Genomic DNA, 14,267 nt, shown 5'->3' on the forward strand with positions numbered 1-14,267 from the left:
AACACCGCCTGTCCGTACCCCGTACCCCGTACCCCGAACGCCCCCGGGCCCGCATCCCTGACGGCGCCGCCTCCCGCTTCCCGCAGAAAGGTCCCGGCACCCATGACCACGCACGCCCAGCAGTCCTCCGAGGTCGCGGCCCCCCGGCCCCGCACCGTGGTGCTCGGCCAGAACCAGTACGGCAAGGCCGAGAACCGGGTCGTCAAGATCGTGCGCGAGGGCGCCACCCACCACATCAAGGACCTCAACGTCTCGGTCTCCCTCTCCGGCGACCTGGACGAGGTCCACATCTCCGGTGACAACGCCCACGTGCTGCCGACCGACACCATGAAGAACACGGTGTACGCGTTCGCCAAGGAGCACGGCATCGACTCCGCCGAGCAGTTCGGCATCCACCTCGCCCGGCACTTCGTCCGCTCGCAGCCCGCGATCACCCGGGCGCGCGTGCGCATCGAGGAGTACGCCTGGGAGCGCATCGAGGACCCCGCCGCCGGCCCGGACACCCCGCGCCACTCCTTCGTACGGAAGGGGCAGGAGGTCCGCACCACGCAGATCCGTTACGACGGCGAGCGCTGGGAGGTGATCTCCGGGGTGAAGGATCTCACCGTCCTGAACTCCACCGACTCCGAGTTCTGGGGTTACGCGAAGGACCGGTACACCACCCTCAAGGAGGCGTACGACCGCATCCTCGCCACCGACGTCTCCGCCCGGTGGCGGTACAACTGGTCCGACGAGACTCAGGAGATGCCCAGCTGGGAGGAGTCCTGGGAGCAGGCCCGCGCGCATCTGCTCCGGGCGTTCGCCGAGACGTACTCCCTCTCCCTCCAGCAGACGCTCCATCAGATGGGCGCCCGGGTCATCGAGAACCGTGCCGAGATCGACGAGATCCGCTTCTCGCTGCCGAACAAGCACCATTTCCTGGTCGACCTCGGGCCGTTCGGACTCGACAACGCCTCCGAGGACGGTGCCGTCTACCTCGCCGCCGACCGTCCCTACGGACTGATCGAGGCCACCGTGCTGCGCGAAGGCGCCGCGCAGTCGATCCCGGCGGACCTCACCAACCTCTGAGCAGCTGCGGGGCCCGGCCGTACAACGCCGGCCGCCCGCACCGCACTTACCGAAGGATGCACGATGACCGATCCGGCAGGGCTTCAGCGCCTCGTCATCGAGAACTGCGCGATCGCCACCGTCGACGCGCACGACACCGAGTACGCCGACGGCCATGTCGTCGTCGCGGGCGACCGCATCGAGTACGTCGGCGCGGGCCGCGCCCCCGAGGGGCTGGCGAATGTGGCCCGCCGCATCGACGGAACCGGCCATCTGGTCACGCCGGGGCTCGTCAACACCCACCACCACTTCTACCAGTGGATCACCCGGGGCCTGGCCACCGACCACAACCTCTTCGACTGGCTCGTCGCGCTCTATCCGACCTGGGCCCGCATCGACGAGCCCATGGTCCGCGCGGCGGCGCAGGGTTCACTGGCGATGATGGCGCGCGGCGGCGTCACCACCGCGATGGACCACCACTACGTCTTCCCCCGGGGCTCCGGCGACCTGTCCGGGGCGATCATCGGCGCCGCCCGGGACACCGGCGTACGGTTCACCCTCGCCCGGGGCTCCATGGACCGCGGGCAGAAGGACGGCGGGCTGCCGCCGGACTTCGCCGTGGAGACGCTCGACGCCGCGCTCGAAGCCACCGCCGCCACCGTCGACGCCCACCACGACCCGTCGTTCGACGCGATGACGCAAGTGGCCGTCGCGCCCTGTTCCCCCTTCTCCGTCTCCACCGAACTGATGCGGCAGGGAGCGGAGTTGGCGCGCGCCAAGGGGGTGAGACTGCACACCCACGGCTCGGAGACCGTGGAGGAGGAGCAGTTCTGCAAGGAGTTGTTCGGGATGGGGCCGACGGACTACTTCGCGTCCACCGGCTGGCTCGGCGAGGACGTGTGGATGGCCCACTGCGTCCACATGAACGACTCCGACATCGCCGCGTTCGCGCGGACCGGTACGGGCGTCGCGCACTGCCCCTCCTCCAACGCCCGTCTCGCCGCCGGGATCGCCCGGGTGCCGGACATGCTCGCGGCCGGCGTCCCGGTCGGTCTCGGCGTCGACGGCACCGCGTCGAACGAGTCCGGCGAACTCCACACCGAACTGCGCAACGCCGTTCTCGTCAACCGCCTGGGGCCGCACCGGGAACGGGCTTTGACGGCGCGTCAGTCTTTGAGGCTCGGCACCCACGGCGGGGCCCGGGTGCTCGGGCGGGCCGACCAGATCGGCTCCCTGGAAGCCGGGAAGCTCGCCGACCTGGTGCTCTGGCGGATGGACACCCTCGCCCACGCCTCCATCGCCGACCCGGTCGCGGCGCTCGTCCTCGGCGCGGCGGCGCCCGTCACCCTGTCGCTCGTCGGTGGCAGGCCGGTCGTGGAGAACGGCCGCCTGACGACGGTGGACGAGGACGCCGTCGCCGTCGCCACCCGTGACGAGGCCAGGCGCCTCGCGCGGCTCGCCGCCGGGGGCTGACCTCCCGGGTGGGCCCCCGTCCGGCCGGGCACGGCTCCCGGCCGGACGGCGGACGCGTGACGCCGCGTCAGCCGATGTGGTAGCTGTCCCCGTACACCTTCCAGTCGAGCGGCGGGTTCAGACCGAGGTTGCCGTTTCGCAGGAAGACCCGCTGCGCGGTGTCGACCCGGGTCGTGTCGGAGTGGGCCTCCTCCTGCCGCATCGCCCACACGCGGGCGTCGAGGTAGGCGGTCAGGTAGACCGTCTCGTCGCCGCCCTTCGACGGCGGCTGGGCCGAGGCGAGCGCCCTCTTGCGGATGGCGCCGAAGCTCGCGCTGTCGTCGCCCTCGCCGTGCATGACGAGCGCGTCGTAGTACGCGAACTGCCCGAGCGTGGAGAGCCCGTCGGCCTTCGCCTGCTTCACGGCCGGGTCGAAGTACACCCGGTCGCGCTCGTCGTCCTGCACCTTGCGGAAGACCGGGTCGGTCAGCGCGGCCTTCTCCCAGGCGGCGGTGAACCGGGAGCCGAGACCCGCGTGCGAGTCGGTGCCGTCGACCTCGCGCAGCGCGGGCAGGAACGGCGCGAGGAGGTTGCCCGGGGCGCGCTCGGTGTAGAGCTCCACCACCTCCAGCATGTCGCCGGTGCCGGAGCAGAATCCGACGATGCCGCCGGTGTAGCCGCGGCCGTCTCCGATGTCCTCGATGTACTTGTACTGGTCCCGCCACTCCAGGGAGGAGTTCTCCGCGCTGGAGACCAACTGCATGGCGATCTCCTTCTTCGCCGGATCGTCCAGCCCCACCGTGGGGGCCGCCGCGACCGGCCGGACCGCTTCGTGACGCATCGCCACCTCCTGGGTCGGAGAGTCTGCCAGGGCGGTGGCCGGGGCGACGGTGAGGGCGAGTCCGAGGGCGGTGGCGACGGCCACCGAGGGGAGAGCGGTACGGCGGCGGGTGGCTGCGCGAGGGGCCCGGGAGGCCGGACCGGGGGAGGCGTCGCGACTGTGGAACACGGCATCGGCCTGGGTGTGAGGCACCTGTCCTCCATCGGAGACACGTTGATCATCTGCTCTGTCGCGAGCTTCCTATCAGGCATTTCGTGTCTCACCGGCCTCCCGTTCCGGTCGAAACGCCGTGTCACCCGCCCGGGCCAGGACGGGCGGGAGCGGGCGGTCCTGGCGGGGCCGGCGAGGGGGGAAGGACCGGCGTCCCGGGAGCCCCGCACCGCCCGGCCGGCGGGGTGCGGGGCGGTCTGCGGAGAGGCGGGCCGCCCCCCGGTTGCCTCAGCCGTCGATCCGGAAGCTCTCCCCGTACACCTTCCAGCGCAGCGGGGTCTCCAGCTGGAGCTTGCCTTCGCGCACGAACCGGCGCTGTGCCGTCTCGATCCGGCTGGTGTCGGTGTGCGAGGGCTCCTTGGCGATGGCGTCCACCCGGGCGTCGAGGAAGGCGTTGAGCCAGGTCTCCTCGTCGCCGCCCTCGGCCGGGGTGTCGGCGGCGGCGAGCGCCTGGCGGCGGATGGACGCGAAGCCGACCGTGCCCTCGGTGTCGCCGGCGCCGTGCATGACGTACGCGTCGTAGTAGATGAACTGCCCCAGGGCGCTGAGCCCGTCCTTCTCGGCCCGGTCGACCGCCGGGTCGAAGTACCCCGCGTCCAGCACCGCGTCCTGCGCGTCGCGGAATGCGGAGTCCTTCGCGGCGGCGGCCCACGCCTCGGTGAAGGGCGTGCCGAGACCGGCGTGCGAGGGGGTTCCGTCGACCGCCCGCAGGGCCGGGACGAACCGGGCGAGGGCGTTGCCGGGGCGGGCCTTCGTGTACCGCTCCACCACGTCGAGCATGTCGCCGGTGCCGGAGCAGAAGCCGATGATGCCGCCGGTGTAGCCGCGTCCGTCGTGGATGTCCTCGATGTACTTGTACTGGCCCTGCCAGTCCAGGGTGGAGTTCTCCGCGCTGGAGACGAGTTCCATGGCGATCCGCTTCTTCGCCGGGTCGTCGAGCCCCCTCTCGGGCTCCTCGTCCGTACCGGAGCAGGCGGTCAGCAGGGCGGTGGCCAGCAGGGCGACGGAGAGGGTCGCGAGGGAGCGGCGGGCGGCGGGCCTGGCGGTGCGGTTCACCCCGTAAGCCTGCCAGGCCGGGGTGAGGGCGTTTCACCCCGGCCACCGGCTGTAGCGTCAGGGGTATGGAAGATCAGTCTGTTGTGGATGTCGGCGATGTGCGGCTGGCGTACCGGACGTGGGGCGACCCCTTCGGCTCGCCGGTCGTCCTCCTGCACGGTCTCGGCGGTTCGTCCGCCGACTGGGAGGCGACCGGGTCCCTGCTCGGCGCCGAATGGCGGGTGTACGCCCTCGATCTGCGCGGGCACGGTGAGAGCGACTGGCCGGACGAGTACGCGTTCGAGCAGATGCGGGACGACGTGGTGGGCTTCCTCGACGAGTGCGAGCTCGACCGGGTCGGCCTGGTGGGCCACGGCATGGGCGGCACCGTCGCCCTGCTGCTGGCGGAGGAGCACGCCGACCGGGTGGAGCGGCTCGTCCTGGTGGAGACTCCCGCGCCCTTCCCCGGCGACCCGGGACCGGCCGGGCGGGCCGAGGGACCGGTCGACTACGACGAGAACGCCGTGCCCGAGGTCCACGCCCAGCTCTCCGAACCCGACCCGGAGTGGGCGGAGGCGCTGGGCGAGATCGTCGCGCCCACGATGATCATCGCCGGCGGGCCCGAGAGCACCCTGCCGCAGGCGCTCCTTCCGGAGGTGGCGTCACGCATCCCCGACTGCCGCCTGATCACCGTGCCCGGCGGGCACCGGATGCACGAGACCCGCGCCGACCAGGTCGCCCAGCAGATCAGCGAGTTCTTCACCAGCTGAGCCGGCGGCCGGCGTCGCGCACGGCGGACCGACGCGAAAGGGAGGCCCGACGAATCCGCCGGGCCTCCCTCTCACGCACGTGGTGCGGCCGTCAGTCGGCCTCTCGCGCACCTGGTGCGGCCGTCAGTCGGCGCCGAACTCCATGGCGGCGCTGTCGAGCAGCTTGTCGCCGCCGGGGGCCTCCCCGCGCGAGGCGATCTCCTGGGCGTTGCCCTCGGGCATCGCGCCGATCAGCGGCGTCGACGCGGCCTGCGCGCCGATCAGCGCCTGGTGGGAGCTGCCGACCATGCCGATGGCGGCGTACTGCTCCAGCTTGGCGCGGGAGTCGGCGATGTCGAGGTTGCGCATGGTCAGCTGACCGATGCGGTCCACCGGGCCGAAGGCCGAGTCCTCGGTGCGCTCCATGGAGAGCTTGTCCGGGTGGTAGCTGAACGCCGGTCCGGAGGTGTTGAGAACCGAGTAGTCCTCGCCGCGCCGCAGCCGCAGGGTCACCTCGCCGGTGACGGCCATGCCGACCCACCGCTGGAGCGACTCGCGGATCATCAGCGCCTGCGGGTCCAGCCAGCGGCCCTCGTACATCAGGCGGCCGAGGCGGCGGCCCTCGTTGTGGTAGGTGGCGAGGGTGTCCTCGTTGTGGATCGCGTTGACCAGGCGCTCGTAGCACGCGTGGAGCAGGGCCATGCCCGGCGCCTCGTAGATGCCGCGGCTCTTGGCCTCGATGATCCGGTTCTCGATCTGGTCGGACATGCCCAGGCCGTGCCGGCCGCCGATGGCGTTGGCCTCCAGCACCAGGTCGACGGCGGAGGAGAACTCCTTGCCGTTGATGGTGACCGGGCGGCCCTGCTCGAAGCCGACGGTGACGTCCTCGGTCTCGATCTCGACGGACGGGTCCCAGAACCGCACGCCCATGATCGGGTCGACGCTCTCCAGGCCGGTGTCGAGGTGCTCCAGGGTCTTGGCCTCGTGGGTGGCGCCCCAGATGTTGGCGTCGGTGGAGTACGCCTTCTCCGTGCTGTCCCGGTAGGGCAGTCCGTGGGCGAGCAGCCACTCGGACATCTCCTTGCGACCACCGAGCTCGGTGACGAAGTCGGCGTCCAGCCAGGGCTTGTAGATGCGCAGCGACGGGTTGGCCAGCAGGCCGTAGCGGTAGAACCGCTCGATGTCGTTGCCCTTGAACGTGGAGCCGTCGCCCCAGATCTGGACGTTGTCCTCCAGCATGGCGCGCACGAGCATGGTGCCCGTGACCGCCCGGCCGAGCGGGGTGGTGTTGAAGTACGCGCGCCCGCCGGAACGGATGTGGAAGGCCCCGCAGGTCAGCGCGGCGAGCCCTTCCTCGACGAGGGCGGCCCGGCAGTCGACCAGCCGGGCGATCTCCGCCCCGTAGGCGTGGGCGCGCCCGGGCACGGAGGCGATGTCGGGTTCGTCGTACTGGCCGATGTCGGCGGTGTACGTGCACGGCGCCGCGCCCTTGTCGCGCATCCACGCGACCGCGACGGAGGTGTCGAGGCCGCCCGAGAAGGCGATACCGACGCGTTCCCCGACGGGCAGAGAGGTCATTACCTTAGACATAGGAAAAGTATGCACTTCGATGCATGTTCATGCAACCCGGTCGGCCGAGTCGTGGCTCACTCGATGCACTCGATGGGGGCATGGCGAGCAAAGCGTCACCCAAAACTCCTTAGGGTGACCGACTCGTCACGCAAGGTTACCGGGTTCCACCGGGGGTAGGTCTCGCGTCGCCCCCCGGGTGTCCCCTCGGCTCCTGCCGACGGGACGAGGTGCCAGGGGGTGGAAGTGGAAGCCATCGCGTATCCGTCCCTTCGGGGGCGGGAGATCCAGGGAGACCCCTCATGGCAGTACGGAAGACCGCCACGACCCTGCTGGCCGCCGCGACGCTCGTCGCCGGCTCGCTCCTCGGGCTGATGGGGCCGGCGTCGGCCTCCGCCCGGCCCGACGAGGCCGCCCTCGCGGCGAAGGCGCTCGCGGGCGCCCGGCAGCACGCGGTGGAGTCGCCCGCCGTGGTGAAGTCCGCCGCCGCGGCGCTGTCCTGTTCCTACACCTACGTGTGCGGGCAGGGCTCCAACGGCAACAGCTTCGCCTACACCAAATGCAACACCCTGTACCAGCTCCCCAACCTCACCGGCAGCGGCCCCCTCATCAACAACCAGACCCCCGGCACCGTCGCCTACTTCTACGACAAGAACCAGAGCTACCTCTTCTCCTCCACCGCCTACCAGTCGACGACGGTCAACTGGACCCCGGTCTGGTACGCCATCGCCTGCTGACGGACCGCCGGTGATCGCGGCGGGGTGCTCGTACGGCTCCGGGGCCGGTGGTCCGGGCGCCCTGCCGCAACGGTCTTCCGGGTGTCCGGGCGTCCAGGCGCCAGGGCGGAATCCGGCGCTCCATAACCATGCCGGCGGGCCCCGGTGCAAGTCGGGTGAGGTACACATCCGCACATTGCGGAACGTTCCTTGTACTCCCCTTGTGACCCGCCCGTGCGCCGTGCCATACAGGTCTGGACCAATGCCCCGGACGAAAGGCGGCAGCGCCGTGCACCTTCCCCCCACGCGTGTCGTGTCGACCTGTTCCGCCGTACTCCTCCTCGCTCTGCTCACCGGCTGCGGCGGCCCGGCCGCCGCAGCCGACACGAAGGCGCCCACCATCCCGCAGGGCGTGACCGCCCAGGTGAGCAGCTCCACCTCCGTGCACGTCATGTGGGAGCCGTCCTCCGACGACAAGGCGGTCACCGGATACGAGATCTACCGCGACGGCACCCGGGCGAAGACCGTCCCCGCGGCCACGCACATGATCGACGTCGACGGGCTCACCGCGTCCACCGCCTACACCTTCACCGTCCGGGCCCGGGACGCGGCCGACAACCTCTCCGCGCCCGGCCCGGGCATACCCGCCACCACCCAGCCCACCCCGCCCGACGACCGGGCGGCGCCGTCCGTCCCCGGATCGCTGCGCGCCGGCGCCGTCGGCACCGACAGCGCGACCCTGTCCTGGAAGGCATCGACGGACGACGTCCGCGTCTCCTCCTACGACGTCTACCAGGAGGACTCCCGCATCCACAGCGTCTCCGGCACCGTGACGAGCGCCCGGCTCACCGGCCTGCGCCCCGGCACGGTCTACACCTTCACGGTCCGCGCCCGCGACGCCTCGGACAAGTCCTCGGGCGACAGCCGTTCCGTCGACGTCACCACCACGTCCGCCCCCGGCGCCCCCGCGAGCACCGCCCCCACCGGTCTGCGCACGGAGACGAAGGGCGGGCCCGGCGACTACACCGCCGCACTCTCCTGGGACCAGCCCCGGGTGGGCGGGGAGATTCCCGCCTACGAGCTCTACCTCGACGGGAAGTTCACCACGACCATCGTCTGGGGCGGTACACCCCCGAAGGGCCGCGCCACCTACGAGCTGACGCTCACCGAACCGAAGGGCACCCGGCACTCCGTCAAGATCCGGGCCAAGCTCCCCGACGGCACGTGGGGCGACTTCTCCGCGCAGCGCACCCTCGTTCTCGGCGGCTGAGGGGCCCGGGCGCCGCCCACGGCACCCGGCAGCGCGGACGAGCGGGAGCGCCCGCCCTGTGGTCCATTGACCCTGGGGCGTGTCCGCGCGAGCCCCGTGCCCCGCGACGCCCGCCGGGTGCACGGCGGGGACCGGCACGGACACGGCCCGCGACCTCGGACGCGAGTACGTGAGTACGTGAGGAACAGGGGTGTGCACCATGGACCTGAGCACCCGGGTCGACGCGCTGATGGACGGTCTGACCGCCGACCCGGAACGGCTGACGGCCCTTGCGTCCATCGGCTTCGCACGCGCCGAACCGAACCTCCGGTTCCACCCCTCGCAGGACCCGAGGGAGGCACGCGGCCTCCTCGTCACCCACCTGGAGGCACTTGGCCCGTCCGGTGTCGCGCCGACCGCCGAAGCGGCCTTCCTGCGGGAGTTCGCGGCCGGCCACCGGGCCGGAGGTGCGGCGTGAGCACACAGGTGACGGGCGGCGCCTCTCCCGAGGAGGACCAACCGGAGAAGCGGAAGTTCACCTTCCCGAGCGCGCTGACGATCCTCGCCCTGGTGACCCTCGCCGTCTGGGCGCTCGCCTTCCTCATCCCCTCCGGGGCGTACGACCGCAACGCCGAAGGCGCCCCCGTCCAGGGCACCTACCACCGGGTCCCCTCCGACCAGAGCTTCGTCGACCGGCTCGACGACCTCTTCCTCTCGCCCGTCAACGGCCTCTACGGAATCCAGGACGCCGAGACCGGCCAGGTCGGGCCCGATCTCGCCGGCGAACTGTACGGCAGCGCGGGCGTGTTCCTCTTCGTCATCGCGATCGGCGCGTTCATCACCGTCGTCTTCGCCACCGGAGCCCTCGACCGGGGCATCGGCCGCCTCGCCCACCGGCTGCGCGAGCGCGGCGCGCTGCTCATCGCCGGCGTCATGGTGGTCTTCTCGCTGCTCGGTACGGTGGAGGGCTTCGCCGAGGAGACCCTGGGCTTCTACGGGCTGATCGTCCCGCTGATGCTCGCCCTCGGCTACGACCGCATGGTCGCGACCGGCACGATCATCCTCGGCGCCGGCATCGGGGTGCTCTGCTCCACCGTCAACCCGTTCGCCACCGGCGTCGCCTCGTCCGCCGCCGACATCTCCCTCGGCGACGGCATCGTGCTGCGCGGCGTCATGTGGATCGTCCTGACGGCCGTGACCATCGCCTACGTCGTCCGGTACGCCTCCCGGGTCCGCAGGGACCCGGCACGCTCCCTCTCCGGCTTCCTGCCCGGCGACCGCGAGCAGTCGGCGGCGAAGAGGGAGGAACCGCCCGCGCTGACCCCGCTGCACCAGGTCGTCCTGGTCCTGGTCGGACTGACCTTCGCCTTCATGATCTTCTCCGTGGTGCCGTGGTCCAGCGCCATCAGCGGGGACGCCGACGCCACTCCGTACGGCTTCGAACTCGGCTGGTCCTTCCCCCGGCTGGCCGCGCTCTTCATCGTCGCCGCGGTGGTCGTCGGCGTGGTCGCCCGGTTCGGCGAACAGAGGCTGAGCGCGACGATCGTGCAGGGCGCGGCGGACTTCATCTCGCCCGCGCTCGTCATCGTGCTGGCGCGCGGGGTCACCGTCATCATGAACAACTCGCGGATCACCGACACGGTGCTGCACTCCATCGAGGGAGCGGTGTCCGGGGTCTCCTCCGGCCTCTTCGCCGTCGTCGTGTTCATCGTCAACCTGCCGCTGGCATTCCTGATCCCGTCCACCTCCGGGCACGCCACCCTCGCCATGCCGATCCTCGCGCCCCTCGCCGACTTCGCGGGCGTCTCGCGCGCCGTGGTGGTCACCGCCTGGCAGGCGGCGAGCGGCTGGATGAACCTCTGGGTGCCGACGACCGCCGTCACCATCGGCGGAATCGCGCTGGCGAAGATCGGCTACGACAAGTACCTGCGCTTCGTCTGGCCCCTGCTGGCGATCCTGTTCGTGCTGATCTGCGGATTCGTCGCCCTGGGCGCGGCGTGGACCTGACGGGTCCCAACACGGCTGATCCACGGATGTTTCACCCGGTGTCCCCGCGGCCCTCACCACACGTTCACGGCTGTTTCTCCGGCCGGTCCCGGATCAAGGACGTATCAGTAATCGGGGCGGGTCGGACAACGGACTTGCCGGACGAGTCCTTCTGGAGGTAGATCTACTCCACGACCCTGGGGAGGGGCGCCACCACTGGTGGGGGGATTCTGCTCCGTCATGCCGTGCGCCGGTGCCATGACCGACACCGAAGGCACGTCGACGGACGCCATTCATCCGACACCGCACACGTGCGGCTCGGCACCGGCATGTGCGCCGCTCCCCGTGGAGTCGTCTTTTTCCACAGGAGGCAGAATGCCCAACCCCGCAATACCCGGGTCCCGGCGGACCCGGAGGATGGCCACATCGGCAGCGATCGTCTGCGCCGGTCTGCTGGTCAGCGGTTCGATGACGATCACCGCGCACGCGGCCGGGAACGACGCCGCGACCCCGGGCACGGTGACCGCGCCGCAGAGCGCCTTCACGAAGCCCACCTTCACCATTCCGGGCCGCGAGAAGGCCGTGGCTCCCCAGCCGCGCAACCTGATGGCCCGTTCCGCCGTCGACGCCTCGGCCGCCCAGCGCGCCGACTTCGACGGTGACGGCGCCGGAGACCTCGCCTACCGCGAGGGCTGGGGCGACGTCTACACGGACTGGGGCAACGGTTACGCCGATGTCCTCTCCGGCGAGACCGCCCAGGTCAAGGACCTGCTGCTGCCCGGCGACATGACCGGCGACGGCAAGGCCGACCTGCTGGTGGTGACGCCCACCGGATCGCTGCGGCTCTACAGCGGAGCCAACGCGGCCGTGGACGGTGGCCTCAGCTCGTACACCACGCTCAGCAGCGGCTGGCAGGCGTACAACAAGCTCGTCGTCCCCGGTGACCTGAACGGTGACGGCGCGCCCGACCTGCTCGCCCGCAGCACCGCCGGACTGTTCCTCTTCCCGGGCACGGGCAAGAACTTCGGCAAGGGCATCCAGATCGGCGGCACCGGCTGGAGCCAGTTCGACCAGCTGGTCGGCGCGGACGACCTCACCGGTGACGGCATCGCCGACCTGGTGGCCCGTAACGCCGCCGGGGTCTACGTGTATCCCGGAAACGGCAAGGTCACCGGATACCCGTTCAAGACCCAGTTCCAGATCGGGGGCACCGGCTGGGCGCAGTACAACCAGATCACCGGCGGCACCGACTACAACGGCAACGGAACCGCGGACCTCGCGGCCCGCGGCTACGACGGCAAGCTGTACTTCTACGACGGCAAGGGCACCGGATTCTTCCAGGCCCGCGTGCTGTCCGGTCCGGGCTGGAACACGGTCTCGCAGCTGGCCGGGGCCGGCAACAACGCGGCCTACGGCAAGTCCGGGGTCTTCGCCCGCACCAGCAACGGCACCCTGTACTACTACGAGGGCACCGGATTCGGGAAGCTCTCGGCGAAGTACCTGATCGGATCGGGCTGGACCCGCTCCGAGATCCGTCTCACCCACAGTGTCTCGCTCCGGTCGGACGGAAGCTCCGACCTGATCGCGCACAGCACGTACGACGGCCACCTGTACAACACGGCCACGTACGCGGAGAACGACACCGACCTCGCGGCCGGTTCGAAGTCGTACAACCTGGTCGTCGGCCCCGGCGACCTGAACGGTGACGGCAAGAGCGACCTGATCGCCCGCAGCTCCACCGCGCTGTACTTCTACGCGGGCAACGGCGACGGCCTCTCCATGAAGGGCCGGGTCCAGGTCGGCGGCAGCGGCTGGAGCCAGTACAACAAGCTGGTCGGCGCCGGTGACCTCAACCGCGACGGCCGTGCGGACGTCATCGCCCGCAGCTCCGCCGGGCTGTTCCTCTACCCCGGCACGGGCAAGTCGTCCACGCCGCTCGGCACCCGTATCCAGGTCGGCGGCAGCGGCTGGAGCCAGTACTCCAACCTCGCCGCCCCCGGGGACATCAACGGGGACGGCATCGCCGACCTCCTGGCGTCCAACTCCAAGGGCCAGCTGTTCTTCTACGCGGGCACCGGAGTCGCCAAGACCCCGTTCAAGGCCCGCGTCCAGATCGGCACCGGGGGCTGGAACCAGTACCCCGACCTGGTCTGATCGCTGACCCACCCGCGGCGCCCTGAGCACCGCAACCCGTCCGCCCGGCCCCCGCACACCAGCGGGGAGCCGGGCGGACGGCGTTTTCCCGCCGGGTGCGGGGGTGCGGGGGTGCGGGGGCGCGTGTACGCGGGTGTACGCGGGTGTACGCGCGGGTCAGTCGCGCGCGGCTTCCGCGACGAACGTGGCCCAGGCGTCCGGGGCCAGGGTGAGGGTAGACCCGGTGTGCTGCTTGGAGTCGCGTACATGGACGGTGCCGGGAGAGGCCGCCACCTCCAGGCAGTCTCCGCCTTCGGCGCCGCTGTGGCTGCTCTTGAACCAGTGCAGCCCTGTGTCGGAACCGCCCCTGGTGACGTGGACGTTCATACCTCTCCCAGCTGTTTCTCGATAAAGGCCAGGGACTCACGCGGGGTGAGGGCCTGGGCTCGGATGATCCCATAGCGGGCCGACAGGGCGCGGACCTCCCTGCGCTCCGTCACCAGTGTGCTCCGACCCTGCACTTCGAGATAGCCGACCGGCTCGCCGTGTTGCGGGGTGAGGACGGTGAACGGGCCGTCCACGCCTGCGTTGTCCTCCCGGTCCGCGGGCATCACCTGGATCTCGACATTGCGCTTCTGCCCGATCAGCAGCAGGTGTTCCAACTGCCCGTGCCGCACCTCGCGGCCTCCCAGCCCCCGGGTGACGACGTACTCCTCCATGACGAAGCTGAGGAGCGGCGCGGGCCATCGGTGAAAGATCTCCTGGCGCGCCTGCCTTGCGGCCACCCGCTGCTCGATCGTGGCCTCGTCGAGCAACGGACGCCGCTCCTTCAGTAGTGCGCGGGTGTACTCCTCCGTCTGAAGCAGGCCCTTGATCACAAGAGTGTCGTACGTGGCCAGCTCCACCGCCTCCGCCTCGATCCGGGCGGCATCCCGGAAGAAGGCCGGGTACTGGGCCCGGGCCACTTCCTCCTTGCTGGTGCTCAGCACACCGTGAGCCCGCAGGATGTCGTCCGCCTGGTCGATGAACTTCGGCGGAGGAACGCGCCGTCCCTGCTCGAACGCGGCGATGGTGGAGGCGGAGTACCCGGTCAAGGTTCCGAGCTGGGCCCGTTCCGGACCGGCCGCGGTCCGGAACAGTTTCAACTGGCGCCCGAAGACGGCCAGGATGCCCGTCCCGCTCTCGTGCGCCTCATGTGGTTGCTGCTCTTCCGGCACGGCCTTGCCTCCACGATCGCTTTCCGCCTGCCGCCTCACGCTCCATCGCGTGCACAGGGTGCG

At 70.8% G+C, this 14,267-nt stretch carries 13 protein-coding genes; 8 read left to right on the forward strand and 5 right to left on the reverse strand.

Annotated elements, in window-relative coordinates; translation table 11 throughout:
* Positions 1-102 precede the first annotated feature (102 nt).
* Together pucL and OG599_RS28515 are read left to right on the forward strand one after the other, a co-directional pair.
* Entirely contained in the window at positions 103-1,068 is a 966-nt protein-coding gene (pucL, locus tag OG599_RS28510) for a factor-independent urate hydroxylase (protein ID WP_327178829.1), read from the forward strand.
* 63 nt (positions 1,069-1,131) lie between these two features.
* Positions 1,132-2,520, forward strand: a complete 1,389-nt coding sequence (locus tag OG599_RS28515; RefSeq protein ID WP_327178830.1) for an 8-oxoguanine deaminase — start codon at positions 1,132-1,134, stop codon at positions 2,518-2,520.
* 67 nt (positions 2,521-2,587) lie between these two features.
* Here the strand turns inward: OG599_RS28515 and OG599_RS28520 are convergent, their stop codons facing one another.
* Both OG599_RS28520 and OG599_RS28525 read right to left on the reverse strand, forming a co-directional pair.
* Complete coding sequence (locus tag OG599_RS28520) at positions 2,588-3,508, reverse strand: chitosanase (RefSeq protein ID WP_442809718.1); 921 nt, start codon at positions 3,506-3,508, stop codon at positions 2,588-2,590.
* Between the two features lie 270 nt (positions 3,509-3,778).
* Entirely contained in the window at positions 3,779-4,606 is an 828-nt protein-coding gene (locus OG599_RS28525; protein ID WP_327178831.1) for a chitosanase, read from the reverse strand.
* 65 nt (positions 4,607-4,671) lie between these two features.
* Between OG599_RS28525 and OG599_RS28530 the strand changes: the two genes are divergently transcribed.
* Entirely contained in the window at positions 4,672-5,355 is a 684-nt protein-coding gene (locus OG599_RS28530) for an alpha/beta fold hydrolase (RefSeq protein WP_327178832.1), read from the forward strand.
* A gap of 123 nt (positions 5,356-5,478) precedes the next feature.
* Here the strand turns inward: OG599_RS28530 and argG are convergent, their stop codons facing one another.
* Positions 5,479-6,924 (reverse strand): argininosuccinate synthase, encoded by a 1,446-nt coding sequence (gene argG / locus OG599_RS28535; RefSeq protein ID WP_327178833.1) that lies wholly within the window; start codon positions 6,922-6,924, stop codon positions 5,479-5,481.
* Positions 6,925-7,205: 281 nt separating this feature from the next.
* On the opposite strand from argG, the gene OG599_RS28540 reads away from it, so the two are divergent.
* The 5 genes from OG599_RS28540 (at position 7,206) to OG599_RS28560 (ending at position 13,008) form a co-directional block, all read left to right on the forward strand.
* Positions 7,206-7,640 carry a hypothetical protein gene (locus OG599_RS28540; RefSeq protein ID WP_327178834.1) on the forward strand — a complete coding sequence of 145 codons (435 nt, stop codon included), beginning with the start codon at positions 7,206-7,208 and terminating at the stop codon, positions 7,638-7,640.
* 241 nt (positions 7,641-7,881) lie between these two features.
* Positions 7,882-8,889: a fibronectin type III domain-containing protein gene (locus OG599_RS28545; protein ID WP_442809571.1), complete on the forward strand. Its 1,008-nt coding sequence runs from the start codon at positions 7,882-7,884 to the stop codon at positions 8,887-8,889.
* Between the two features lie 199 nt (positions 8,890-9,088).
* Entirely contained in the window at positions 9,089-9,346 is a 258-nt protein-coding gene (locus OG599_RS28550; protein ID WP_327178836.1) for a hypothetical protein, read from the forward strand.
* Complete coding sequence (locus OG599_RS28555; protein ID WP_327178837.1) at positions 9,343-10,875, forward strand: YfcC family protein; 1,533 nt, start codon at positions 9,343-9,345, stop codon at positions 10,873-10,875. Before OG599_RS28550 ends, OG599_RS28555 begins: the two co-directional genes overlap by 4 nt.
* A gap of 396 nt (positions 10,876-11,271) precedes the next feature.
* A complete protein-coding gene (locus OG599_RS28560) occupies positions 11,272-13,008 on the forward strand; it encodes an FG-GAP repeat domain-containing protein (protein ID WP_327178838.1) in 1,737 nt (578 codons plus the stop codon).
* A 156-nt stretch (positions 13,009-13,164) separates the two neighbouring features.
* Here OG599_RS28560 and OG599_RS28565 read toward each other — a convergent pair whose 3' ends face one another.
* Both OG599_RS28565 and OG599_RS28570 read right to left on the reverse strand, forming a co-directional pair.
* On the reverse strand, positions 13,165-13,374 hold the full coding sequence (locus OG599_RS28565) for a DUF397 domain-containing protein (protein ID WP_327178839.1): 210 nt from the start codon (positions 13,372-13,374) through the stop codon (positions 13,165-13,167).
* On the reverse strand, positions 13,371-14,204 hold the full coding sequence (locus OG599_RS28570; protein ID WP_327178840.1) for a helix-turn-helix domain-containing protein: 834 nt from the start codon (positions 14,202-14,204) through the stop codon (positions 13,371-13,373). Before OG599_RS28570 ends, OG599_RS28565 begins: the two co-directional genes overlap by 4 nt.
* Positions 14,205-14,267: the final 63 nt, after the last annotated feature.

This window comes from Streptomyces sp. NBC_01335 (genome assembly GCF_035953295.1).
In the GTDB taxonomy this organism is placed as follows: Bacteria; Actinomycetota; Actinomycetes; order Streptomycetales; family Streptomycetaceae; genus Streptomyces.